The sequence below is a fragment of the Sphingobium sp. TomTYG65 genome, assembly GCF_055395525.1.
On record NZ_AP027331.1, the window covers coordinates 356,933 to 378,693 of the forward strand.

22 protein-coding genes are annotated in these 21,761 nt (G+C 58.5%); 8 read left to right on the forward strand and 14 right to left on the reverse strand.

What is annotated here, in order from left to right; all coding sequences use genetic code 11:
• Nucleotides 1-44: 44 nt before the first annotated feature.
• From ACZ5Y5_RS15500 to ACZ5Y5_RS15520, 5 genes are all read right to left on the reverse strand, one after another.
• Nucleotides 45-884, reverse strand: coding sequence for an aldo/keto reductase (locus ACZ5Y5_RS15500; protein ID WP_464811393.1), 840 nt, complete (start codon nucleotides 882-884; stop codon nucleotides 45-47).
• 53 nt (nucleotides 885-937) lie between these two features.
• A complete protein-coding gene (locus ACZ5Y5_RS15505) occupies nucleotides 938-1,513 on the reverse strand; it encodes a type 1 glutamine amidotransferase domain-containing protein (RefSeq protein WP_464811394.1) in 576 nt (191 codons plus the stop codon).
• A gap of 67 nt (nucleotides 1,514-1,580) precedes the next feature.
• Entirely contained in the window at nucleotides 1,581-1,925 is a 345-nt protein-coding gene (locus ACZ5Y5_RS15510) for an antibiotic biosynthesis monooxygenase (RefSeq protein ID WP_464811395.1), read from the reverse strand.
• A gap of 289 nt (nucleotides 1,926-2,214) precedes the next feature.
• Nucleotides 2,215-2,616 (reverse strand): hypothetical protein, encoded by a 402-nt coding sequence (locus ACZ5Y5_RS15515; RefSeq protein ID WP_464811396.1) that lies wholly within the window; start codon nucleotides 2,614-2,616, stop codon nucleotides 2,215-2,217.
• Nucleotides 2,617-2,729: 113 nt separating this feature from the next.
• Nucleotides 2,730-3,989: a PAS domain-containing protein gene (locus tag ACZ5Y5_RS15520; protein ID WP_464811397.1), complete on the reverse strand. Its 1,260-nt coding sequence runs from the start codon at nucleotides 3,987-3,989 to the stop codon at nucleotides 2,730-2,732.
• 877 nt (nucleotides 3,990-4,866) lie between these two features.
• On the opposite strand from ACZ5Y5_RS15520, the gene groL reads away from it, so the two are divergent.
• From groL to ACZ5Y5_RS15545, 5 genes are all read left to right on the forward strand, one after another.
• Nucleotides 4,867-6,489, forward strand: coding sequence for a chaperonin GroEL (gene groL / locus ACZ5Y5_RS15525; RefSeq protein ID WP_464811398.1), 1,623 nt, complete (start codon nucleotides 4,867-4,869; stop codon nucleotides 6,487-6,489).
• 195 nt (nucleotides 6,490-6,684) lie between these two features.
• The gene (locus ACZ5Y5_RS15530) at nucleotides 6,685-7,059 is read left to right on the forward strand and encodes a hypothetical protein (protein WP_464811399.1); all 375 of its coding nucleotides are present in this window, start codon (nucleotides 6,685-6,687) and stop codon (nucleotides 7,057-7,059) included.
• Nucleotides 7,060-7,065: 6 nt separating this feature from the next.
• Nucleotides 7,066-7,350, forward strand: a complete 285-nt coding sequence (locus tag ACZ5Y5_RS15535) for a hypothetical protein (protein ID WP_464811400.1) — start codon at nucleotides 7,066-7,068, stop codon at nucleotides 7,348-7,350.
• Between the two features lie 12 nt (nucleotides 7,351-7,362).
• A complete protein-coding gene (locus ACZ5Y5_RS15540; protein WP_464811401.1) occupies nucleotides 7,363-7,587 on the forward strand; it encodes a hypothetical protein in 225 nt (74 codons plus the stop codon).
• A gap of 79 nt (nucleotides 7,588-7,666) precedes the next feature.
• The gene (locus ACZ5Y5_RS15545; protein WP_464811402.1) at nucleotides 7,667-7,795 is read left to right on the forward strand and encodes a hypothetical protein; all 129 of its coding nucleotides are present in this window, start codon (nucleotides 7,667-7,669) and stop codon (nucleotides 7,793-7,795) included.
• A gap of 427 nt (nucleotides 7,796-8,222) precedes the next feature.
• Here ACZ5Y5_RS15545 and ACZ5Y5_RS15550 read toward each other — a convergent pair whose 3' ends face one another.
• The 8 genes from ACZ5Y5_RS15550 to ACZ5Y5_RS15585 all read right to left on the reverse strand — a co-directional run bounded on the left by ACZ5Y5_RS15550 (nucleotide 8,223) and on the right by ACZ5Y5_RS15585 (nucleotide 16,568).
• Complete coding sequence (locus tag ACZ5Y5_RS15550; RefSeq protein WP_464811403.1) at nucleotides 8,223-8,909, reverse strand: hypothetical protein; 687 nt, start codon at nucleotides 8,907-8,909, stop codon at nucleotides 8,223-8,225.
• Between the two features lie 29 nt (nucleotides 8,910-8,938).
• Nucleotides 8,939-9,865, reverse strand: a complete 927-nt coding sequence (locus ACZ5Y5_RS15555; RefSeq protein ID WP_464811404.1) for a hypothetical protein — start codon at nucleotides 9,863-9,865, stop codon at nucleotides 8,939-8,941.
• Between the two features lie 51 nt (nucleotides 9,866-9,916).
• Nucleotides 9,917-10,525 (reverse strand): hypothetical protein, encoded by a 609-nt coding sequence (locus ACZ5Y5_RS15560; RefSeq protein ID WP_464811405.1) that lies wholly within the window; start codon nucleotides 10,523-10,525, stop codon nucleotides 9,917-9,919.
• Between the two features lie 136 nt (nucleotides 10,526-10,661).
• Nucleotides 10,662-11,825 (reverse strand): hypothetical protein, encoded by a 1,164-nt coding sequence (locus ACZ5Y5_RS15565; protein ID WP_464811406.1) that lies wholly within the window; start codon nucleotides 11,823-11,825, stop codon nucleotides 10,662-10,664.
• Between the two features lie 70 nt (nucleotides 11,826-11,895).
• On the reverse strand, nucleotides 11,896-12,648 hold the full coding sequence (locus ACZ5Y5_RS15570; RefSeq protein ID WP_464811407.1) for a hypothetical protein: 753 nt from the start codon (nucleotides 12,646-12,648) through the stop codon (nucleotides 11,896-11,898).
• The gene (locus ACZ5Y5_RS15575) at nucleotides 12,614-15,487 is read right to left on the reverse strand and encodes an HsdM family class I SAM-dependent methyltransferase (protein ID WP_464811408.1); all 2,874 of its coding nucleotides are present in this window, start codon (nucleotides 15,485-15,487) and stop codon (nucleotides 12,614-12,616) included. Before ACZ5Y5_RS15575 ends, ACZ5Y5_RS15570 begins: the two co-directional genes overlap by 35 nt.
• 49 nt (nucleotides 15,488-15,536) lie before the next feature.
• Nucleotides 15,537-15,725: a hypothetical protein gene (locus ACZ5Y5_RS15580; RefSeq protein WP_464811409.1), complete on the reverse strand. Its 189-nt coding sequence runs from the start codon at nucleotides 15,723-15,725 to the stop codon at nucleotides 15,537-15,539.
• Nucleotides 15,726-16,094: 369 nt separating this feature from the next.
• On the reverse strand, nucleotides 16,095-16,568 hold the full coding sequence (locus tag ACZ5Y5_RS15585; RefSeq protein ID WP_464811410.1) for a hypothetical protein: 474 nt from the start codon (nucleotides 16,566-16,568) through the stop codon (nucleotides 16,095-16,097).
• Between ACZ5Y5_RS15585 and ACZ5Y5_RS15590 the strand changes: the two genes are divergently transcribed.
• Nucleotides 16,530-17,681 (forward strand): hypothetical protein, encoded by a 1,152-nt coding sequence (locus ACZ5Y5_RS15590; protein WP_464811411.1) that lies wholly within the window; start codon nucleotides 16,530-16,532, stop codon nucleotides 17,679-17,681. The genes ACZ5Y5_RS15585 and ACZ5Y5_RS15590 overlap by 39 nt on opposite strands.
• A gap of 477 nt (nucleotides 17,682-18,158) precedes the next feature.
• Here the strand turns inward: ACZ5Y5_RS15590 and ACZ5Y5_RS15595 are convergent, their stop codons facing one another.
• Nucleotides 18,159-19,772 carry a GMC family oxidoreductase gene (locus ACZ5Y5_RS15595; protein ID WP_464811412.1) on the reverse strand — a complete coding sequence of 538 codons (1,614 nt, stop codon included), beginning with the start codon at nucleotides 19,770-19,772 and terminating at the stop codon, nucleotides 18,159-18,161.
• A gap of 509 nt (nucleotides 19,773-20,281) precedes the next feature.
• Between ACZ5Y5_RS15595 and ACZ5Y5_RS15600 the strand changes: the two genes are divergently transcribed.
• Together ACZ5Y5_RS15600 and ACZ5Y5_RS15605 are read left to right on the forward strand one after the other, a co-directional pair.
• The gene (locus tag ACZ5Y5_RS15600) at nucleotides 20,282-20,968 is read left to right on the forward strand and encodes a pentapeptide repeat-containing protein (RefSeq protein ID WP_464811413.1); all 687 of its coding nucleotides are present in this window, start codon (nucleotides 20,282-20,284) and stop codon (nucleotides 20,966-20,968) included.
• Between the two features lie 99 nt (nucleotides 20,969-21,067).
• Complete coding sequence (locus ACZ5Y5_RS15605; protein ID WP_464811414.1) at nucleotides 21,068-21,418, forward strand: hypothetical protein; 351 nt, start codon at nucleotides 21,068-21,070, stop codon at nucleotides 21,416-21,418.
• Nucleotides 21,419-21,761: the final 343 nt, after the last annotated feature.

Sequence of the window (21,761 nt, forward strand, 5' to 3'; positions counted from 1 at the left end):
TGGCGCCATGTTCTACATGCCCCGGACGAGAAGGCCAAATCGGCTTACAACATCGGAAGACGGCGTGGCGCGGGGCCGAGCGGAAAGGCGGCGTCTATCCGCGCGATGTCGTCTTCTGTGAGCGTCAGCGAACCCGCCCCTGCATTGTCCCGGACATGCTCTGCGGAGGACGCCTTGGGGATGGCCAGCAAGGATGGCTTGCGTACTAGAAAGCTGAGCGCCACCTGACGCGCGGTTGCGCCATGATCTGCGGCAATCTGCGCCAGCACAAGACCGCCCGGAGTTGATGGACCCGGAAATTCGCCATGGCCGAGCGGGCTGTAGGCAACCACGGCGACGCCATGCGCTTCACACCAGGGCAGCACGGCATGCTCGATCGCGCGCTCGCCCAGATTGTAAAGCAGCTGATTGCAGGCGATCAGGCCCTTGCCGCCGGCTTCCCAGGCTGCATCGAGGTCGCTCACGTCGAAGTTGCTGACGCCCCAGGACAGGATCTTGCCCTGCTCTCGGAGCCGCTCGAAAGCCGCGAAACTTTCTTCCAGCGGATGCGAGCCGCGCCAGTGCAGCAGGTAGCAGTCCAGCCGGTCGGTCCGCAGGCGCGCGAGCGAGCGCTCGCACGCCGCCACCGTCCCGCTGCGCGAAGCATTGCTGGGCAGAACCTTGGAGACAAGGAAAACCTCGTCCCGCCTGCCCGCAATAGCCTCGCCGATCACAAGCTCTGCATCCCCATACATTTCAGCCGTGTCGATATGATCCATCTCGAGATCGAGGCCGTAGCGCAGCGCAGCAACTGCTGAGGGCCTGTGCGCGTCGTCGATATACCAGCTTCCCTGACCGATTATCCCAACCTCCCGCGACAAGGGGCCGAACCGCCGCCGCCGCATGGTCGTGGGGTCTGGACAAGGCGCCGCCCGCTGACGTTCACCCGTTGGCGGTCTCACTGGGCCGCCGCCTGCCGCGCCTGCGCGCGTGCACTCTCGAACAGCGCAATGACCGCCTTGTTGAACGAGGGGATATCATCGGGGTTGCGGCTCGTCACCAGGCCGCGATCGACCACCACTGCTTCGTCCACCCATTGCGCTCCAGCATTCTCGAGGTCGGTCTTGAGCGATGGCCAGGATGTTAGCCGCCGACCGCGCGCCGCACCCGCCTCGAGGACGGTCCAAGGGCCGTGACAGATCGACGCGACCGGTTTTCCGGCGTCGAAGAAGCCTTTCACAAACGCCACCGCCGCAGACAGCGTCCGCAGCGTATCGGGATTGATGACGCCGCCCGGCAAGAGCAACGCGTCGAAATCCTCGGGCCGGGCTTGGTCGAGCGGCATGTCCACCGGAAAGGTGTCGCCCCATTCGGTGAAGTTCCAGGCCTTCACCTGCCCCTCCTTCGGCGACACCAGCCGGGTCCGAGCGCCCGCCGCGTCAAGCGCCCTGCGCGGCTCGGTCATCTCCACCTGCTCAAAGCCGTCGGTGACCAGAATTGCGATCTGGAGGCCGTCGAGGGTTTTCGTAGCCATGTCCTTCTCCGTCTCGATAATGCCTGCGAGGGACGCGGGCGGCTTCTGATGTCCCGCATACGCGGCCTCAGCCGCGCACCTGTCCGCTGTCCCCGGGCAATTTGTAGGCGAGCACATCGGCATGCTCGATCCTGAGGGCGCCCTCCAGCAGTTCAGGCGTACGCGCAACGAGGGCGCTTCCCACCTTGCCTGCGAGATGAGCGGCGCGACCCTGGTCGCCCGGGAAAGTGTCGAAAATCGCGAAGTCCAAATCGCCGAACCGCACCGCATACCAGGTCGTCGTGTCGGGCTCTTCCATCACCGCGGCGAGGCCGTCCCTGAGGAAGGATTCAACCTCGTTGCCCTTTCCATGCTGGGCCACGAGACGGACGAACAGCGCCTTCGCCGCCGATATTTTCTGTTCGTCAACCATTCGTCATTCCTTTTCATGAGAGGGGCGGGTGCCGTTCAGATGCCCGAAATGGTGCGTTCCTGCATAACAGCCGGGCGCATCCCGATACCTTGACACCTGTCAGCAAAGGTAGCTGCGCACCGCATGTGCATCGAAGCGAGCGGTTTGATTTTTAACGGTTGCGGAAGCTTTGGCGGCGGCGCGGAAAATGTCAGCCTTCAACAATCCGGCCCGGAAAGCACGGAAGGATCGCGGATTTCGACGTAGTGAGATGTCTTGAGCGCGATCGATCCCCGGCGGCACAGAATAGTCATGGTGCGCTCACCTTTTTCATTGCGGTGCCGAGAGGCTCTGCGATGTCGTAGCGCGTGATCGGGAGCACGACCGCATGGTGTTCGCCGCGTTCAACCCTTTGAGACATCGCCGCCAGATAGGCTCCGACCTTTTCGCAAGCCGTGGTTCGGCTTTGTATCAGGAGATGATGTTCGAGCCGGCGGATCGTATCGCCCGCGCATCGCTGCATCAGGGCAGCGACAGCAGGGTAGGAACCAGTGAGCAGGTTAATCTGCTCCCGCGCGAATGACGCGATCCTCGTGTCGTTTGAAACAGCGTCTATGAAGAAAACCGGGTCGTTGGGCGAAAATCTCACATATGCCCTGGCAAAGGCAAGGATGATGGTCTGTCTGTGACCGTCGGGCCGCAGCATTTCCATTCGACTCGCCCTCCAGCGTCAGCCAGCCGTTCCTGGCGACCACCTGGATATGCTCGCCCGAACAAGGCAGTTCGCCCTTGATCGCGGCGAAGGCGTCGCGGGCGATCTCGGGGTCAGCGACCGCCCTTCAAGTCGCCCTCGACCTCGTCAAACTCGGCGTCGACAACGCCATCGTCGGCCTTGGCCTGCACTACGGAAGTCCGCACGCTGATCCCGAGTCCGTGCGCGATTATCTTGTGCGGTTCGCCTGCAACAAGCCCATCAAGAACCTCCCGCTCGCGAGGGGACAGGTCGGCAATTTTCCGCGCCGCTTCCACGACCCTGCCGTAAGACCTTGGAGTAGACTCCTTTTGCCGACTTTCGAGCGCGGCAAATAACCCGCGCGACAGGTCAGATTGGAGAAGCTTCAGTCGTTCGCTGAGCCGCTCACGCGCTCTCGCCTCGGCTTCAAGGGTCAAGCTCACTTCCTGAAGCTCGCTGTTGCGTATCTCGATGACGAGCGCGAGACCTTGTTCGACCATCTTTCGCTCTGTGATGTCGAGCGCGACCCCAATGAAAGAAACAGGCTGTCCGTCCTTGAACCGAGCAGCCCCATGGGTGGCGACCCATCGTTCGACCCCGTCCGCGCCGAGCACGCGATACTCGACATCGTACAAGCCATCGCCCGCAGGGTCGTAGGCGCGCTCGACAGCCGTCTCGACCCGATCGCGGTCTTGGGAGTGAATGCCGTCAAGCCAGACCTGAAAGGTTACTTTCGTGCCGTCGGACAATCCCCACATCCTGCGGACCCTGTCGTCCCAAGTCAGGAAACTTTTGCCGTCATGGATTTCGATCGAATAAAGCCCCAGGCCTGCAAGTTCGACCGCTGAGTTGAGGCTCTCTCGGCTTTGCCGGGCCGACTGATGCGCGCTGATGGTCTGATAAGCAGCGGCGGCGAACCGCGCGAGGCTGGTGAGAACCCGCCCATCCTCGGCGTCGAACTCACGCGACGGATCGTGGCTGATCGCCCACACCGTGCCGATCGGCACGCCATCGTGATGAAACGGCGCAAGCAGTATCTCCTCGATGTGTGGCGTCGCCTGTCCCGTTGCTGGAAACTGCGCGAGCGCATCGCGGAAGATCAGCACTTGGTTGTACTCGACGACTTTGCCGCACGGGCTCGCAGAGCGCGGCATGCTGCCATTGACGAACGGCGCCCACGCGCCAGCCACCGCCGGCCAGACAAACTCATCCGTCTCCTCGCGCAAGAGACTGACCCCCGCTGAGTCCGCGTTGCAAATCTGGAGGATGAGCTCGCACAGCAGCCTGAGCACATTGTCGGGCCGCTGCGCCATCTCGTCAGATAGCGCGATGAGCGCCGCGTTCTCGCGCACAGAATCGGGCGGTCGTTGGGGTCGCGATGAGAACCGCCGCCGCGTTAATAGAGCCGGATCGACTAGAGACTCGTTTTGCATCTCGAACCGGCGCGCTTTTCGTCGCCCGCCTCCAATTAGGACGAACTCATTCAAAAACCACTCCAGAAGACGTATGGCGACAGTGTTCGCCGATCCGTTCTAACTGCAGGTTCTTCGATCCGATCCGTCGTCGCCAAAATCCTCGTGGATGGCATGCTGGAAACTCGTTTCGAGCTCGCCGCGCAATCCGACTTCGCCACCATGGCGCCACTCTTGACGCCATCGGCGCATCTCTGTGGCTGTAGACAATGCGCTTTATGCCGCAAATGGGCAAGCGGATAGAGCTAGCCGAGCTGAGGGCGGCGGGACTGGGGTGCACGCGCCCTACGGCGGCGCCCCCTCTCCTTGGGAGACGCCGTTATTTTTCTCTCAGACCCATGGAAATTGACGATCATCAGGGCGTCCGTGCCAAGGAGGTGGTGACGTGAGAACGAGAAATCCAGGGGCAGGAGATGGCACCGATATGAGGTCGCGAAAGTTGAAATGCGCGCACTCACGCACTGCTGGCAAGAAACTGGTGGGCATGTGGGCGCGAACGAAGGGGCGATCGTCCTCACACCTGGAATTGAGCGCCACTTCAACTTTCGCGCCCCTCTTCACTACGCCAGCCCACTAACAAACCAATCGGTCCACTCGGTGGGGGCAGATCACTTGTGATTGATCCCGGCAAGGCACATATCATGATCATTGGCGGTCGGATTTGAGACTGTCAGCTCGCAAATTGGCAGCGCTGGCTTCCGCTTGTGAAAGCGACGATTTGGTCGCAGACCAGCGCCAGGAAAGTCGGACCTAAGCCATGACAGCCAAAGACGTGAAATTCGCCCACGAAGCCCGCGAACGCATTGCGCGCGGCGTCGACATCCTTGCCAATGCCGTGCGCGTGACGCTCGGCCCCAAGGGGCGCAACGTCCTTATCGATAGGAGCTTCGGGGCACCCCGCATCACGAAGGACGGCGTCACCGTCGCCAAGGAGATAGAGTTCAAGGACAAGTTCGAGAATATGGGCGCGCAGATGATCCGCGCCGTCGCGTCCAGAGCGCATGAACATGCGGGAGACGGCACCACCACGGCGACCGTCCTCGCCCAAGCGATCGTGCGAGAGGGGATGAAGTCGGTATCGGCCGGCATCGACCCGATGGACCTCAAACGCGGCATCGACCGGGCGGTCGCCGCCGTCGTGGCCGAACTCAAGGCCCGGTCCAAGCCGGTGTCGAACAATCAGGAAATCGCCCAGGTCGGTATTGTTTCAGCGAATGGCGATGCGGTCGTCGGCAATCGGATCGCCGAGGCGATGGAGAAGGTCGGCAAGGACGGCGTGATATCCATCGAGGAAGGGGCGAGCGTCGAGTTCGAGCTGGATGTGGTCGAGGGCATGCAGTTCGATCGCGGCTATCTATCGCCCTATTTCGTCACCAACAGCGAGAAGATGGGGGTCGAACTGGAAGACCCTGTCATCCTGATCCACGAAAAGAAGATGGGCAATGTGCAGGCAATGCTTCCCGTGCTGGAGGCGGTCGCGAAATCGGGCCGTTCCCTGCTCATCATCGCAGAGGACATCGAAGGGGATGCCCTATCGACGCTGGTCGTCAACAAACTGCGCGGCGGGCTCAAGGTCGCCGCTGTGAAGGCGCCGGGCTTTGGCGATCGCCGCAAGGCGATGCTGGAGGATCTGGCCATATTGACGGCGGGTGACATCATCACCGAGGATCTTGGCATTAAGCTGGAGGATGTCACGCTGGACAGGCTAGGCACGGCCAAGCGCGTGACGATCACCAAGGACAACTGTACAATCATCGACGGCGCCGGCAGTTCGGAGGCCATCAAGACCCGCGTTGCGGTGCTTCAGGCCCAGATGGAAACCAGCACGAGCGACTATGACCGGGAAAAGCTCCAGGAGCGCCTTGCCAAGCTGTCCGGTGGCGTCGCGGTAATCAAGGTCGGCGGGTCATCGGAACTGGAGGTCAAGGAACGCAAGGATCGGGTGGAGGACGCTTTGCACGCGACCCGCGCCGCGGTGGAGGAAGGCATATTGCCCGGCGGCGGCACGGCCCTGCTCTATGCGTCGAAGGCGCTGGACGGCCTTGACACCGTCAATGACGACCAGCGGCGCGGCATCGACATCATCCGTAGGGCGCTCCAGGCACCGCTCCGCCAGATCGCGCAGAATGCCGGATATGACGGCGGCGTGGTCGCCGCCCGATTGCTGGACGGGAGGGACGAAAATCTGGGCTTCAACGCGCAGAGTGAGCAATATGAGAACCTCTTCCAGTCCGGTGTCATCGATCCCACCAAGGTCGTCCGCACAGCCTTGCAGGACGCGGCCTCCATTGCCGGACTGCTGATCACCACCGAAGCGGCGGTTGCCGAACAGGGAACTGAAAGCGATGGTCCGCAGGCGGCTTCCGACATGAGATTCTAGCTGGGGACATCCGTCACCGCGGCGCCCTGACGAATAGATGCGACGCGTTCGGACATTTCATGGTAGAAGCCATCATCACCTCGGTCGTGCCGCAGGCATGTTGTGACAGAGACCTTTGTGCTCCCGCCTGCAAACGGGAGATCGCGCAATGCCTGACCGTCCGAGCCGCTCCCGCGCTGTCGCTGCGACATCGTCATGACCACCCGCATGACACGCACATCGATGACATTTGCGGCGCCGTTTCATCTGACGGGCTTCGAAGCGCCTTTGCCAGCTGGCACCTATGTCATCGAAACGGAAGAAGAATCGCTCGAGAGTCAGGTCCATACGGCCTTTCGTCGGATGGCAACGACGCTGCGTATCCGAACCGGGACGACCATCGAACATCATCAGGTCGATCCCGAGGATTTGGAGGCGGCATTGCGCCGAGATGGAGATGCCGCGCGAGAAGGGTTGGTTTCAGTTGGTCCGCCAACGGCGCAAACCCGCCTCTCTGATGACCTTCCGCCCAGGGACTGGCGTTGGGTCCCGCTGTGGGTCCGAAACACGCCCTTCAATGGTAGGCGGTAGTCGGTCATGCTCAACAATTCAGCAATGTGCAGGCAGCAGGCAGCGCATCATCGGCAGATTGCTGCCGCCTCCTCCCTTGAAAAGGTACGAACGATTGCGCTGGCCGCCGCCACCGCTTGGGACGTGCAGGCCAGCGAGGCTGAAGCGCGCGAAGCAGGAAAGCCGGATATGCTCAGCGCGGAAGACGCGGCGATCGCTCTGGAATTTCGGCGGGAGGACGAGGAAGAAGCGCGGATGCGCGCCATCGACACATTGGACAAGTCCGCTTTCGACCCTCTGCAACAGCTGTGATGAGATGCGTGTATGACCGTTCAGATTGAGCAATTCGGCATCTGGCTGATATGCCAGCACGGTCGGCCCGGCTGGATGGGAGACCTTGCACGGGCGGCGGCAGGCGACCGGACATTTCCGCGGTCGGGAGACCCTGACAGCGTACGGGGTCATCTCAATCGGACGCATGCGGAAGCAGACATGTTTGAGGCGCTGGAGGATGCGGAAGCGCTCAGGTTCGGTTTCGGAGGGCACTGATGCAGCCGCCCGTGACAACAACTTCCCTGCCGCTCATGATGAAACCGCAGTTCAAAATTACTGCTTGAAGGAGCCCCAGATGGCGAAAGGTCAAAAAAAATCGAACCGCGAGGTTCGCAAGCCCAAGGCTGAAAAGCCCAAGAAGCACAACGCCTCCAACCCTTCGCAAAAGCCCGGCGGGTTGCAGATAGTGACCTTGAAAAGCTGAAAACCTTCCACCGGTCGATCGGGCGCGCCAGGCATTGCGGCGCCGAGTTCGCATGCTCAAAAATGGTCTTCGGTACAAGGCGGCGGGCCTCCGTTTCCTTCCATGTCTGAATTGCTCTGCATTACTTCAGCCATGGTCGACCCTTCCCGGTCGCTCAGCCGCTGATTTTCCGTTTCCAGATGCGGTCGGTCCGCTATACCATCTCAATCCTTCCCAGTTGGATTCAGAGGAGGTCGAGCAGGAGGTCGGTATCGGTGTCAGGGTCGAAGCCTTTATTGTCTTCGCTCGACCAAGCACCAAAGAAGTCCTCGACCAAACCCTCTGTCGCAATTCCGATGAGCGCTATCGGGCTCTTATACTTGCGGTAAAAGTAGCCGACGCGCTGATAATCGTCGTCATCGACAAAATCCTCTCCCGCTGTCTCGTATCACACGGTGTGCCAGATGTCATCGACCTGCGAGATCGAGAACGGCCCATGCGCCTTTTTGAGAATCTCCCCTTCGAGGCAAGCGAGATTCAACTGAGCCAGTTCGGTAAACAAGCGCGCAATGTCGATCGCGACATCAAGATCGACAAGGTTCGCGCCGAATAGCGACAGCCCAGTCGCTGGGAATCTATACGAGAAGAGATCGCGCTGCTCCTTCGCGGCGCGGAGGATCGGGCCACACCGCTGTTCCTCATCCGCGCTCAAGCGCTTCAGTTTGTCGGCGGCGACGTTGAGAATCTTGCTGTGCGTCATCTCGATGGTGGTCAGACCCTGCCATGGAATGCACGGCAGGGTGAAGATGAAGGCCCGGCAGCAATTCAGCATCAGATAGTAGCTGAGATAGGGCCTGACTGCCTGGAGGTTCTCGTCACGGGCATAAAGAGCCGTATTCGCCAGTAGGGTCGAGGACAAGACGAGCTTCAACGCTAGATAGCTTCGGATGAACCATTCGGCGTTGCGCTCATCATCGAAGCCGGTTGCGATCGGAGCCGCCAGCGCGCGAGTCCTTGCAATATATTGCAGGATCGCCGTGTCACCCGACTTGGGGAGCTCTTGGTAGCGATATTCGAAGTCGGAGCCCGCTAGGCGAGCGATGCCCGCAGCATCGAGTCCGGTGGCGGTGGTCATGTGTGGCTGGACCTGTATAGAGTTGTTGATCAAAAGCGTCGCGGGCGCCTGCCGCCTCTGCGCGCGGTACCAGCTTTTCGATCGGGGTCGATCCGGTAATAGTCCAGCATTGAGTGCGCCGAGTTGCCTCCTCCGTGCAGCATGGCGACAATAATCGCCAGCGCGACAAAGGCATCAGCAGTGTCAGCTTCTGTTGGTGCCTCGTGCTTTTCATTGTGGGCGATGGCGTTTCGAAGCAGTTCCATCGACTTAAATCTCGTCAGCAAAGAACCCCAGAACGGGATGCTGTTGAGACCGCCATGTCGCTCGAGTCCGGTAGCGACCACCAGTTTTCCGAGCTTATCCGGGAGCCGGTCGTTGTATGGGATCTTGCTGTTTTCTCCGTCGCCATGGAGGGTGCGACGTCGCGCCTCGATCACGCTTTCCAGCGCGGAAAAATAGCAGAAGAACGCTTGTTTGGATCGCCCCTCGAGCTCAAAAGCAAAGCCTTCGGCCAGGGTCTCTCCCGCGAAGCCTAGGAGACCGCCGTAGGTGCATCCAAGGATGGACAGCCTCAGCGATATGTCCAAGTTGAGTTCGAAGGATACGCCCTTGAGATGTCCACGCAGGATGATCTGGCAACCGAAGCGGTCGATCAGTTCGATGCCATACCGGATCGCTCCGATGTCCCCGTCGCTCGACGCCTTCGGCAATTCCTCATCCGCAATCGGCTCGTCGATATCGTAGCCATAGTCTTCGAGTTCGACATCGAAAAGGTACAGCCAGTCGTCGTGCAGGGATTCGCGCTGCCACAGCGGGTAATCTCGATCATCCATCCCGGAATAGGCGACCGCCTCATAGTCCGGCTGCGGCTCCGATCGGATGATCTTCGTCTCCCGCTCGGCGACCCCCAGTTTCGTGAGGACTTGCTCCCTGTTGCTGGCAAGCAAGCTGCACAGTTTGTTCCAATCTTTCATTAAGCGCGCGTCCCCACCTCGCGAAGATCACGATACTGCGATCCGGATCATCTAGGCCCGCCCCCGATGGGCCCAAGCCTTCATCGCGTACTTTTCGAGATCGTTGATGATCTGCATGGCAAGCTTTGGCGAGACCATAACCTTCTGCCCGAAGTTTCCGTCGGACTTAAAGTGCTGGCCCTCGTAGGTGATGTCCACCGTTCGATAGGCGTGGTACGCGCCATTGTAATGGGCGACCGCGTTGCGGATGTGGTAGAATAACGCGATTTCGTCACGCTCATTCTGGGAAAATCCCAGAATGCCGTTATGGAAGTCAGCTTGCAGCATGGTTGTCTGCGTTGCGTAGTCAGGCGTGGTCAGGTCTTTGATAACCTGCTCGAATACACTCCACCCCGACATGACCAAGGCCGTGATCGCATCCTCTTTCAGGTTGGCCACGACTTCCGGTGTGATTGACTGCAAGACCTTGACCGCGAGTTCATCGTTGAACTGGCCTGCCATAGCAGCGGATACGCTCGATAGATCGCGATGTTTTTCGATGTCTCCGCCTTCAAACCAGAGCAACATCCCCATCTTCACATAGAAGCAGGACTTCATCGTCTCGAAATAGCCGAGCACTTTATCGCTCGTCAGATCGTTGACGCTCTCATTGGTATTCATCGATCATCCTTCATGTATCCCGTGAAGCGTTAGGGTCAGGCGGTCCATTTAAGAAGTTGTCCCAGCCTGCTCGCAAATAGACTGGCCATCGGCTGCACCAGTGAGCTTCCACGCAGAAAATTCTCTTCGTTTAACATTAATCGAAGAAACTGTTGAGAAGCTGGAAATCGAGTTGCACAAGCTTATCGATCGGTTTGAGATACCGCTCTATATCCTTGAACAATGCAGGCATGTCAGCCAGTTGGCTGTCGGTATAAATTAACGCATAGATGCCGTGCTTCTTGAAGAAGGAACGGTGCTTGGTCATCTCCTTCTCAAAATTGTCCTTCGCCATGTCATTGATCTTGGCCTGAGTAAGGCCCTTCAAGCCGGACAGGTAGCCGTGGGTCGACCAGGGCGAAAGCTCGTAGCCGACCTTCTCCATCGTGAACGGATTTATGATTGTGAAATCTAGGCGGTATTTATGGGCGGTCGACTTCCCTTCGAACCGATATTCCGGGATTAGAAGCGGCACATTTTCCGGCTCGTCGGCATTTCGGACGAAGTCGAGATAGAGCTTCGCGACCGCCTTCTCATAGGGCGAGCCCGACGCCCGGACGAGCGTGTGCTTGAAAAATGTCAGATAGGCCTCGACATCGGCGAACTGGATTCGATCGGGATCGCCGCCGACGACCAGTCCGCTTTGAAGGATGTGGCCGATAGTCCAGTACCGCTTGGGAAAATGCCGAATCTCGCTGCGATCGTTGACCCACTCTCCGTTCCTGAACACTGGCGTGATGAGCAGACCATAATCAGCCTTGTTCTGCCCGATCCAAATTACGGACTCATCAAGGTGTGGCCGCTGGCGGGCCAACTCTTCCAAATGATTGAGGTACATACGTTTCAGGAAGAGCCTGAAATATTTCCGCGCTTCCGAAGACGCTTTAATCGTCTCATAATTTGTTCGATGAGCGTTCTGAAACTTACCTTTGGGCGACATCGCCGCCTTAAAGCCCTTCATGTAGAGAGCGGCATATTCGTCGGGCGACATTATCACTTCATGGTGAAGGTCAATGAACTCAGCCGCCTTACCCCCGATCATCGCGTTCAGCGAGCTTTGTGTAGTGTAGCCAGTCTCCAGCAATACCTGTGGTAGCATCTTCGCGAGTTCCGCCTTAATGTCGGCGATCATGCGGTTGCGCGCCGTCTTCACAGGATCTCGCACCTTGGGCTGGGCTGGCGTAACAACGCCCGCCTTTGCCTTTGCGGTGATGGCGGACGGCTTTGTAAGCTTGATCTTTTTGGTTGTTGGATTTGCCAAGTTTTTGGTCTCTTCTTTGGCTGGCCAGTGCTTGAAGCGGGCATGGACGGATCCGGAGCCAGGGCAAGTCCTACATCTCGATCCACAAGTGATCAATTCGGATAGGATCGAGACCCGTACGTCGCAAATGATTCGATTCCAACGCCGCAACCCGTTTAGCTTTGTTATGGGTGACGAGTTTAAGCTTATCGGAAAGCGACCATCCCGTTACGGGTTCACCGACAATGCCATCGACCCAGCTATCGATTTGGTTCTGCCAGTGGGCGACGTCTTTGTCCTGCACGTAGCCGATCATGGCGGCCCGAAGGTGCGCCGATCCATGGTGGCCGGCTTTGAAACGCTGGATTCCGCCCGTAGAACTAAATCGGCTAATGAGATATTCTCGTTCGTCCCGCTTTGCGCCTGATGGCGTTGGCAGCCGCTTGCATTCAATCGGCAAGAGCAAATCATATTCAGTATATTCCCGCCCTGCGATCCAGATAACCGCACCGCTCGGCGCTGCCACTAGGTCAAGGGTACGCGAACGATTACCGTCGTCGGGTTCTTCACGGCGAAATTGAAGAATGTCCCACCCCTTCGAGTGGCGCGTCAGGCTGTTAAGTCGCCCGCAAAGCTGAGTAGTAAGAATGTCTTCCCCTGTTTCCAATGGGCGCGCTGGATCGTCGCGCCACTCAGGCAGAGTGCTCCCGATAAAGCCGATCAAGGATGAGAGCCATTCGCCCGCTTGATGAACCGTAGGGTTTAATGAGCCCGAGTATCCTGCGCCCCCGCTTTCCTCCGCAAGCATTTCAAAAGCCCTGCGCGCGAAGGTCCGCCAAGACATCATCCGCATCCCGTAGCGCAATAGAGCGCGTCCAAAAGCGATGTCGGTCGGGCTTAAGTAGGAAGATGAAATTCTGGTCGTAAAGGCGAGTGATCCGCGTAATCATCAGGCCTGACTGGCGGCGCTCATGTAGCAAGGCATCCAACTTTTGGCGAAGCTCCTCAGCACCTGACCAGTCGACATTGCCTTTTCCAAAGGCATAGGCTTTGCAGATTGCTCCCGCCCATTTGTGGGCCTGGAGCACACGCAGCGGGTTGCGGCCATACACCATGTTAATCTGATCAATCAGCACCTCGTCAAAGGTTCGGAGCGCCTCCTCTGGTACGCGCTTCATGAGATCAGAGTCAGCCCCGCGACGAATGAAGTCACGCTGATAATCGACAATATCCTGTGCAATGATCCGCTCATTGGCGCTGAGATCGAGGTTCTCGTCTTCCGGATAGGGCAACGCCAGGATGTCCGCGCTCAGAACTGCCGTCGCCCGCTGCACGAACATGCTGGGGCTGACCCCCGCGACATAGGCTTGCAGAACGGTCCGCTCCGTAGTGAGCCAAGCCTCCACTGCCTTTAGAAGCGGAAGATCCTTCTGATCCGCTGCCAGGCCGACGATGCGGTGTTTGTAAGCCAAGTAATGGCCTTCCCACAGGCCGTGATGAAGCTCATCATTTTCCTTGATGAGGAGAAGCGGTGGCGTGAAGCGCTTTGCGCTCTTCACGTCCTTGATTGGCTGATCCGGAATGGTCTTGATCGCATTAGCGTCGATTCCAGTCTCCGACAGCGCTTCCGTTGGGAGCACTGGTTTGCCAATGAGGTGGCTGGCAGGCCGAGAAATTTTCTTTTTGCCCGCGATATAACCTTCGCCGGCATCCCATCCTCGTGTTTTGGCGAGATCACGCAGCGTTGGATAGCTTCTCAGCCGTTCGATGAGCGCACGCGGGCGCGCGCCGCCCAGCAAATTGGCGCGCCATATATCCTGAGACGTTATGATGTCGGTTTGACGTAACCAGTAAAGGTCGTAATAGTCGATATCGAAGCCCTGCTCGGCAGTCGCTCGACCGTTCCGGCGGAAAACAGCATGGAGTATAGTGTTCTGCTCAACAGGTTCAGACGCCTCGATTAGGACAACCACAACCTTGGGGTCTGCTTCACCCTTTTTGAAAAGGCCGCGGACAGAAACAAAGTCGAGGATTTCTCGCGCTCGCCAGCGCTTGAAGAACCCCTGCCGGAAGGCTGAGACGTTCTGATTGTAAAGGAAGCCCGCCGGCTCGACCATCGCCAAGAGGCCACCGGGCACCAGCAAGTCCATCGCATCGTGTAGAAAGAGATAGGCAAGCTGGTTGTCTGGCAGCTTACCGTGAGCCTTAGCAAAAGCTGCGGCGCCCTTTCGTGCGCCATCCGTCGTCAGCTTGGATTCAAATGGCGGATTGCCGACGATGATCGCGACATTCGCTTTAATTAAACCCGCGATCTTAGCCGCAAAAAAACAGCTTCCATGCAACGTCTCGCCAGCAAGTCGAGGAAAGAGCTTCACGCTCGCGCGGATATCTTCAGGCTCCAAGGCGTCACAAAGGCTAAGGCAAAGACTGAAGGCCGCCAGCTCTACGGCTCCGTCCTCAAGATCGACGCCGTGTACACGAAGGAGCAGGTCGCGGAGCACCTCGACTCCGGGTCGCTCCCACTTGTTGCTCGCGCGCCAATGCAGAACGAGCCTTTTATAGGCTTCAACCAGGAAGACACCCGATCCACAGGCCGGATCGAGGATGACACCATCACCTGCCATGACGCGCGCAATGCGATCCCAGCTAAGCGCCTCCTCGAGCATTAAGCGAACCAGCGCCGGGGGTGTGTAGATTGAGCTGGCTGCATCCTTGACGAAGAGCTGGTAGATGTTGCTGATCAACTCCACCGGTAAGTCGCGGAAGGAATAGAGACGCCAGAAGCTAATTTGCCCCCCTTCATCTTCATAGCCCTGAACGAGACGCGCGTACCGATCGAGCTCGGTGCTCATCGAGAGAGCATCACGTTCGCCACTCTCTAGTCTGAATACATGACCATTAAAACGTTCCTCGAGCGCTTCGAGGAGTGAGACCAGGGCTGGCCCGTTTCCCAGTACCTCGAAGAAGCGGGTGGCGCCTGGTAAAGCTCGATTAAAATCGTCGGGCAGCAGCACCGAACGCTCTTCGAGGTAGGCGATCAGCAACGAGAGGATCAAAAGCCTGCGGCGTAAGCGGGCGTTGAGCAAATGACTTTCGGTCAGTTGGTGGGCAAGCGCTCTGACGCCTGCTACCAGCTTGCGGTGCGCCGACTTGGTAGCCGAGAGCATCAGGTCGCAGGCTTCAGGATCGTCCCAGATTGCACCGTTGCGGATACGCTGTGCATCCCACCAGATGTCGAGCTCAGAAATCTCTGCGCCGATCGTCAGGGTCCGGATGGGATTGCATATCGGAACTTCGCCAGAACCGACGAAGTCCGGTTCGTGAACACATCGGAACAATTGGATCGAGCCCGGCCCGACGCGGTATAGCAACGGCACGCCGCCCCAGCTCCACAAGCGCTTGTGGAGCGCTGCGAAGCGTGCATCGTCGGCGTGATCCTTCGCGTCAAAGATGAAGGCCTGAGCAACCGGCGCGCGCCCGTGACGCTGTGCCTCGAAAAACACCGCACGAGCGCCGTAACTGTCTGCCCGTTCGATTACGGCGACGACATCTGGCGATTGGCCGTTCGGATCAAAATCCTTCACGGCCACTAGACCGTCTACCGATGGAAGAGCCGCGCTTGTGCCAATGGCGAAAAGCCACTCAGCGCCCGCGAAAGAATCAGACGATGCGTGAATCGTCATCGTTGCCCCCTGCCATTGCAGGCAGCTGTTAGCTGATATGAGGAACGCATTATTTCTGCCGCTTCTTTTTCGACAGCAGGAATCCTTCTTTCAGGAGATCGGTCATCGTGATCCCCTGTGAACCAGCGAAGCCTTTGAATTCTTTCTTGAATTCGAGGCTTACCTTGAAGTTCAGCGATTTGTTTTCGCTGTCCGTGGCTCCATCTTGTGCAGGACGTTCGCGGTCGCTGTTCGCCATCTGACGTTCCCTCGCAACGCGACCTAGCCCATCCAGCCGCCTGACGTGAGTGATGGATAACGATTTCTGCTTTTCTGGCAAGCCGGAAACATGGAAATTGGGAAAGCCAGAAATAACGAATTCGGGATCTGGTACTCGCTCCTGACGAACTCCCGCTCAATTTTTGTGTTGGAACCCATAGAACCCGCGTCGAAATTCCGCCGCTTGGTACCATTGCGATGGGCAAGCAGCCGGCAGTTGCCGGTCGCGCGCTACGTGCAAGAGCCTGCTGCGCGTCGAGGAAGACGGAAGCCCGATCCACAAGCAAACTCGCCGAAGCTGCAAGGCGTCGAGAATATCGAACGATGTCAAATTCTCAGTTCAGCTTCGCTACGAGACGCAATCGTTGCTCCAGATGTACGAGAAGTGGGAGCCATCTGGCCTTGTCGCGGCGCATAGCTCCTGAAAGAAGCGGAACGGTTCTGTTGCGAATTTGGGGGAATCAAAGTGGGCGAGGCAAAACAACGCGCGCGTATTCGGGCGGAAGCCTTTGCTGCTACCGCGCCGATCAACCGTCGGCGGTTCAATCTCTTCGCGATCGGCACGCGCATGTCTCTCATTGCTCACCTTGCGGAGGAGGTATCTTGGTGGGCGGCAGCTGATGAGGCCCTGCTGGGAGTCGTTCTCCTCGATAAGATCGACGATGACTATGGCTGGCTGATCCTCGCCCGTGATCCGATCGGTCGCTTCCGCGCCATCGCCGTCAATTCCAGCCTGCCATCGCAGTTCCGGGCGGAGGAAGCGCTTCGCATCGAGGTCGCCCGGATGGTTCGCGAAGAGAATATTGCGGAGCTCGGCAACCAAGGCGACACGCCCAATGCACCAATCGACTTGCTGCGCGTGCCGGCTGGAACAGATCCGGCGGAGCTGCATCCTTACTTCCGCGAGCTGCTGGAGCGGCCATCCCGCTCACCCGGCCGCGCTGTCGTGCGTGAAATCGGACCATGGCTGACCCCAAAGGATCCCCACCTCGTCGAAGAGTTTCAGCGCAAAGCCTTTGACCAACGCCTTTGGGAGCTCTATCTCTGGGCGGCCTTTCGGGAATTCAATCTCGACGTCGAGCAGCTCGAGGCGCCGGACTTCCGCTGCTCCGCGCCCGGCATCGATTTCACGGTAGAAGCCACCACGGCCGCACCATCGACCATGGGGCCGCTCGCGTCGCACCCGGACCCGAAGACCGCAACTGAAATCGACGAGTTTCTGCGGAATTATATGCCGATAAAATACGGGTCGGCGCTCCACTCCAAGCTGATAAAGGTCAACGCGAAGGGCCTTCATTATTGGGAGCGAGAGGAAAGCAAGGGCAAGCCGTTCCTGTTGGCGATCGCCGACTTCCACAAGCCAGCCGCAGACGGCGAGCCTGCCTCCCTCACATTCACGCAATCTGCGCTATGGCAGTACCTCTACGGCCACCGTGTCCGCGCGGAGATGCGGGATGGCGCGCTCGTGATCATCCCCGAACCAATCGTGGAACATGAATTTGGCGAGAAGCGCATTCCCTCGGGCTTCTTCGACCAGCCCCTGGCGGAGAATATTTCGGCCGTCATATTCTCCAATGCCGGTACGATCGCGAAATTCGACAGAATGGGCGTGGTCGCCGGGTTTGCTGAGCCGGGCGTCCAATATGTCCGGTTCGGCTTGCGGTATAACTCGGATGCGAACGCATCGATGGGTACGCCATTCTTCGATAACGTCCAGTCCGCCGACTATGAGGAATGGTGGACCGACGAAATCCAAGTATTCCACAACCCGCGCGCCAAGCTGTGTCTAGATTTCTTCGCTCTTCCGGGCGCAACACATCACTATTTCAAAGATGGCGAGCTGCATAGCTTCGCGCCAGAGGGGAGCGTGCTGTCGTCCTATACCATGCTCATGACGACACATGACGAGGGCCCCTTGAACGCTCCGCCCGGATGACTATTGTTGCTAGATAGTGGCGTGTTTGGGGCAAGTGACCGGCGGTAGCTTCTACGATCTGATGACCGAGCAACAAGGGGAGCGTAACGATAGTTAGGCCGTTGGCAAGACGCTTACGGGGAATGTCGGCTTACCTTAGTTCCCAGCTTTTGAGCTGACGGTCCCATCCCTTCACTCCGAAGCTGCCATTCATCAAGCACGTGAACGCCCGCTTTCGTAGGATAGGTGCTCCAGACCGGACTGAGCGAAATGTCCCAGCTGCCGCCTATCAACGTCGGCCCTTGACTGATTGTTAGTGGAGGATTTCTCGCTCCTAGCTGCAGTCGGTTCCGCTTCTTACTGGGGCTTCAATCAGCGGCGGCATCAGATTGCGTAGAACGGCTTATTCGACGCCATCGTTCGTCCTTCGTTTCCAGTTGGGACATGCTTGAAGCGATCATGGGAATGAAGACGACCTATATTGGTTACATCATGAACCTAAGGCGCAGCCGCGGGTAAAGGCGTCCGGCCAAGGATTAGATCTGACGCTTTCTCCGCGATCATGATGGTGGGCGCATTTGTATTACCAGACACCACCTGCGGCATGACGGACGCATCCACGATGCGCAGTTGTTCGATGCCATGTACCCGCAGATTGGCATCGACGACGGCTTCAGCTCCATTGCCCATCTTACAAGTGCCGGCAGCATGATGATCGTTCGTCAGGGTCGCACGTATGTAGGCATCCAACTCTGCGTCATCGTCCATGTCGCGGACCGGAATATCTGCCTCGACGCCATATTCCCGAAATGCGGGTTGGCGATAAATTTCGATGGCCGTTCGCAAAGCTGAGCGTAGGCGCTTCCTATCTCCAGATTCGGCAAGATAATTCGCGTCGAGGATCGGCAAGGCCAAGGGATCGGCTGAAGCCAACCGCAGCTCACCTCGGCTCTCGGGCACGGTAAGCTCCATCCGATTAACCATGCCATGCTCTGGCAGGGGGTTACTCGTCAGTTGGTCGAGCCGAATAGGCACAAACTGATATTTGATGTCCGGCACCAGCTGTTCAGGCATCGAACGGATCATGCCCACTGCCTCAATCGAACATTCCGCCATGAAACCTTCGCGCCTCAAGACACCTCGCAACAGCTCTTTCCCAGCATGGAGCGGGTTGAGTAGTTTAGCTTGGGACAAAGGCGACGTGCAGGTCGCATGGGCAGTGATGCTCGCGTGATCGTGCAGATTGCGGCCTACCCCCTTTAAATCGGCATGAACGCTAATCCCGTGCGAAGACAACTGCTCGCCGTCGCCGATACCGGAGAGCAAGAGCAGATGCGGAGAATGGAATGCTCCAGCGGACAGTATCAACTCGCCCGCCGAAAATCGATTCCGGTCCCTTCCTTGACGCACTTCAATAGCTGTGGCTTTGCCCTTCTCGATCACGACGCGGGTGACATGTGCGCTCGTCATCACCGTTAAGTTCGACCGACTTCGCGCCGGTTTCAGGTAAGCAGACGCTGTGCTCCACCGGCGGCCTCGCCAAACCGTAGACTCAGCAGGCCCGAAGCCCTCGCGTCGTGCGCCATTTATGTCGTCATTATATGGATAGCCTGCTTCCACTCCGGCCCGGATGAAAGCCTTCGCCAAAGGATTTTTCACCTCGGACCGCGACACATGGAGCGGCCCTCCCACGCCATGATAGGCGTCCGCGCCGCGCTCATGATCTTCTGCACGCTTGAAATAAGGGAGGACGTCACGATAGCTCCAGCCTTCATTCCCCATGGCTGCCCAACCATCATAGTCTTCCGCAGCGCCCCGACAGTAGAGCATCCCATTGGTCGAACTTGACCCGCCCAGCACCTTGCCGCGCGTATCGCGTAGGACACGGCCGTTGACATGAAGCTGCGGCGTGGTTGAGTAGACCCACGCGAACTTTCCAAGGCGGTACATGGAAGAGAAAAAGCCCGGTATGTGGATCAGCGGGCTGCGATCGGCAGGACCGGCCTCGACCAACAGCACCTTCAATCCTGTGTCATCCGTCAATCGGTTAGCCAACACGCAGCCCGCTGATCCCGCCCCGACGATGATGATGTCATAATGCTTCGGGGTCATAGCCACGCCTCTCCTACCGATCCTTATGTCGGCTGGGATTGTCGCAAACCCACCGCCATGCTTATGTGACCGCGTGGTACTCACCGGTACGGTTGGCGTAAAGGAAGAACTGAAATCCATTCTCTGACAGGCTTGAGCTGCCGCGCGACGATCAGCGCCAGGCATTCTCTGCTGGCACCGTGGAATGATGCTGAGGGACATCGCTTGGCGGCCGTCATGCGTGCCCCTTCGACGAAGTCATAGGCGAGATTTCACGGGCCATACCCCTGCCTCCAAAGCAGACGGTGCAAAAGTCCCCAAAGTCGGTCGAGCGTGTGCCACCAAAGCTTGATGAACGAACGGCCGGTTTCAGGGAGTCGAACCGTCCAACGGCCGCTTTGTCGGCGGCAGCCGCCGTTAAGGAGGCTAGCGTCAACAGCAGGAACTCCGCACCCAACTCATTTGATACGGCCGCCTTGCTCGGCTGCGTCCGGGCTACCATCCAATACTAACAGTGGTAAGGACGGCGGATGGAAGACCCTGTTGCTCATCCGGTGCTGAAACAGCTGACCCTTTCCAGAAGCGATATGGAGCGGTTGGCGGGGAAACCGCACACAGTGGTCGAATGCGAACTCGTCCGGGTCGATCTTTCTGGTCTGGATCTGTCGCAATGGTCGTTTGAAAAATGCGACCTTCGGGAGGCCGACTTTCAGGGAGCGAAACTGGAACGCTCCGCGTGGCGATCATGTCGCGCGGCCTTCGCCTCATTCGCCGGCTGCGACCTGTCCGAAGCGTCCTTCGCCAATAGCGATTTTAACAACGTCACGCTCAAACGCGGCAATCTCGACGGCGCAAAAATCGTGGGGTGCAAGTTCACGGGCGCAGACTTGACTGACGTGAGGGCGTTGGAGATCCGGTTCGAGGAAACCTTGCTTATAAATGCCAAGATGCCGGGGCGCGATTTTCGGAAAGCCACGCTGACGCGCCTGGATTTTTCGCAAGCTGACCTGCGCAAATGTGATTTTCGCCATGCCACCTTCAACAATTGCAGTTTGCGTGAAGCGCTGCTGGATGCCGCACGATTTGACGGTGCCGATCTGCGCGGTGCGGACCTTGGCGGTGTCCGGCTTGGAGATGCATTACAGTTCCGCGGTGCGACAATCTCAAGCGAGCAGGCAAGTCAGCTTCTGAGTGAGCTCAGACTGAAAGTCCGCTGACGTTCCAGATTGCCCCACAACACAAATCGCGGCTGCGCCGATATTTTCCAAGCCTTGAACGTGATGAACGATTGGCCGCTATCGGGGGCGCTACCGTCGGTGGCTACGTCTCCTAAGTTGGCGGGAGCTACCAAACCGGATCGCCGCGGGCATAATCTGAAGCTTGTGCTGCGCTCGGAAAAGGAGCGCCCGGCGAAGATCGATCCGGACCTGGTCGCGCTGCTGCAAAAAGCAGAGGCTATCCGGCATCAGCTCTTTACCATCAGCGATCCTAACCGGCGGCCTGATCGCGTTGCCGAGCGGATGGCGCGTTTGGCGTTCCTCGCTCCGGACATCGTCGCTGCGATTCTCGAAGGACGGCAGCCGGTATCGCTCACATCCCGGCGGCTCCTGAAATACACAAGCGTCCCGCTCGATTGGAAAAGCCAGCGCCAGGCGCTCGGCTTTTAGCCTCTCTTCCAAAACTGTGGACCACCTGAAAAGGCCTCGTGAGACGCGGGGCCTTTTTTGTGGGATTTGCGCGGAAAAGCGTGTCTCTGCGGTCCACAGATTTGGAAGAAGGACGCGAAAGCGCGCAGAACGACGCCATTCTGAGGGCACGCAGTAGAGCGGCCGAAAAGTACCTCGTCATGTCGGAATGTGTGGCTGAGGACGCAGTCCCGTGCGAACCCGTCTCCGTGTCGAATTCCCTGCTATCGGACGGTTTACAGCGAATCTATAGCGATCACGCTCATGAACGACGACGAAACAGCCAGCAAGTGACGGAAAATACGCCCTTAAATGGGGGAATTCC

What these genes read in the sequence shown, in the direction of transcription:
- ACZ5Y5_RS15500 (WP_464811393.1), bottom strand. Translation starts at nt 884, where the DNA reads ATGCGGCGGCGGCGGTTCGGCCCCTTGTCGCGGGAGGTTGGGATAATC.
- ACZ5Y5_RS15505 (WP_464811394.1), bottom strand. Translation starts at nt 1,513, where the DNA reads ATGGCTACGAAAACCCTCGACGGCCTCCAGATCGCAATTCTGGTCACC.
- ACZ5Y5_RS15510 (WP_464811395.1), bottom strand. Translation starts at nt 1,925, where the DNA reads ATGGTTGACGAACAGAAAATATCGGCGGCGAAGGCGCTGTTCGTCCGT.
- ACZ5Y5_RS15515 (WP_464811396.1), bottom strand. Translation starts at nt 2,616, where the DNA reads ATGGAAATGCTGCGGCCCGACGGTCACAGACAGACCATCATCCTTGCC.
- groL (WP_464811398.1), top strand. Translation starts at nt 4,867, where the DNA reads ATGACAGCCAAAGACGTGAAATTCGCCCACGAAGCCCGCGAACGCATT.
- ACZ5Y5_RS15530 (WP_464811399.1), top strand. Translation starts at nt 6,685, where the DNA reads ATGACCACCCGCATGACACGCACATCGATGACATTTGCGGCGCCGTTT.
- ACZ5Y5_RS15535 (WP_464811400.1), top strand. Translation starts at nt 7,066, where the DNA reads ATGCTCAACAATTCAGCAATGTGCAGGCAGCAGGCAGCGCATCATCGG.
- ACZ5Y5_RS15540 (WP_464811401.1), top strand. Translation starts at nt 7,363, where the DNA reads ATGACCGTTCAGATTGAGCAATTCGGCATCTGGCTGATATGCCAGCAC.
- ACZ5Y5_RS15545 (WP_464811402.1), top strand. Translation starts at nt 7,667, where the DNA reads ATGGCGAAAGGTCAAAAAAAATCGAACCGCGAGGTTCGCAAGCCCAAG.
- ACZ5Y5_RS15550 (WP_464811403.1), bottom strand. Translation starts at nt 8,909, where the DNA reads ATGACCACCGCCACCGGACTCGATGCTGCGGGCATCGCTCGCCTAGCG.
- ACZ5Y5_RS15555 (WP_464811404.1), bottom strand. Translation starts at nt 9,865, where the DNA reads ATGAAAGATTGGAACAAACTGTGCAGCTTGCTTGCCAGCAACAGGGAG.
- ACZ5Y5_RS15560 (WP_464811405.1), bottom strand. Translation starts at nt 10,525, where the DNA reads ATGAATACCAATGAGAGCGTCAACGATCTGACGAGCGATAAAGTGCTC.
- ACZ5Y5_RS15570 (WP_464811407.1), bottom strand. Translation starts at nt 12,648, where the DNA reads ATGTCTTGGCGGACCTTCGCGCGCAGGGCTTTTGAAATGCTTGCGGAG.
- ACZ5Y5_RS15575 (WP_464811408.1), bottom strand. Translation starts at nt 15,487, where the DNA reads ATGACGATTCACGCATCGTCTGATTCTTTCGCGGGCGCTGAGTGGCTT.
- ACZ5Y5_RS15580 (WP_464811409.1), bottom strand. Translation starts at nt 15,725, where the DNA reads ATGGCGAACAGCGACCGCGAACGTCCTGCACAAGATGGAGCCACGGAC.
- ACZ5Y5_RS15590 (WP_464811411.1), top strand. Translation starts at nt 16,530, where the DNA reads ATGGTTCGCGAAGAGAATATTGCGGAGCTCGGCAACCAAGGCGACACG.
- ACZ5Y5_RS15595 (WP_464811412.1), bottom strand. Translation starts at nt 19,772, where the DNA reads ATGACCCCGAAGCATTATGACATCATCATCGTCGGGGCGGGATCAGCG.
- ACZ5Y5_RS15600 (WP_464811413.1), top strand. Translation starts at nt 20,282, where the DNA reads ATGGAAGACCCTGTTGCTCATCCGGTGCTGAAACAGCTGACCCTTTCC.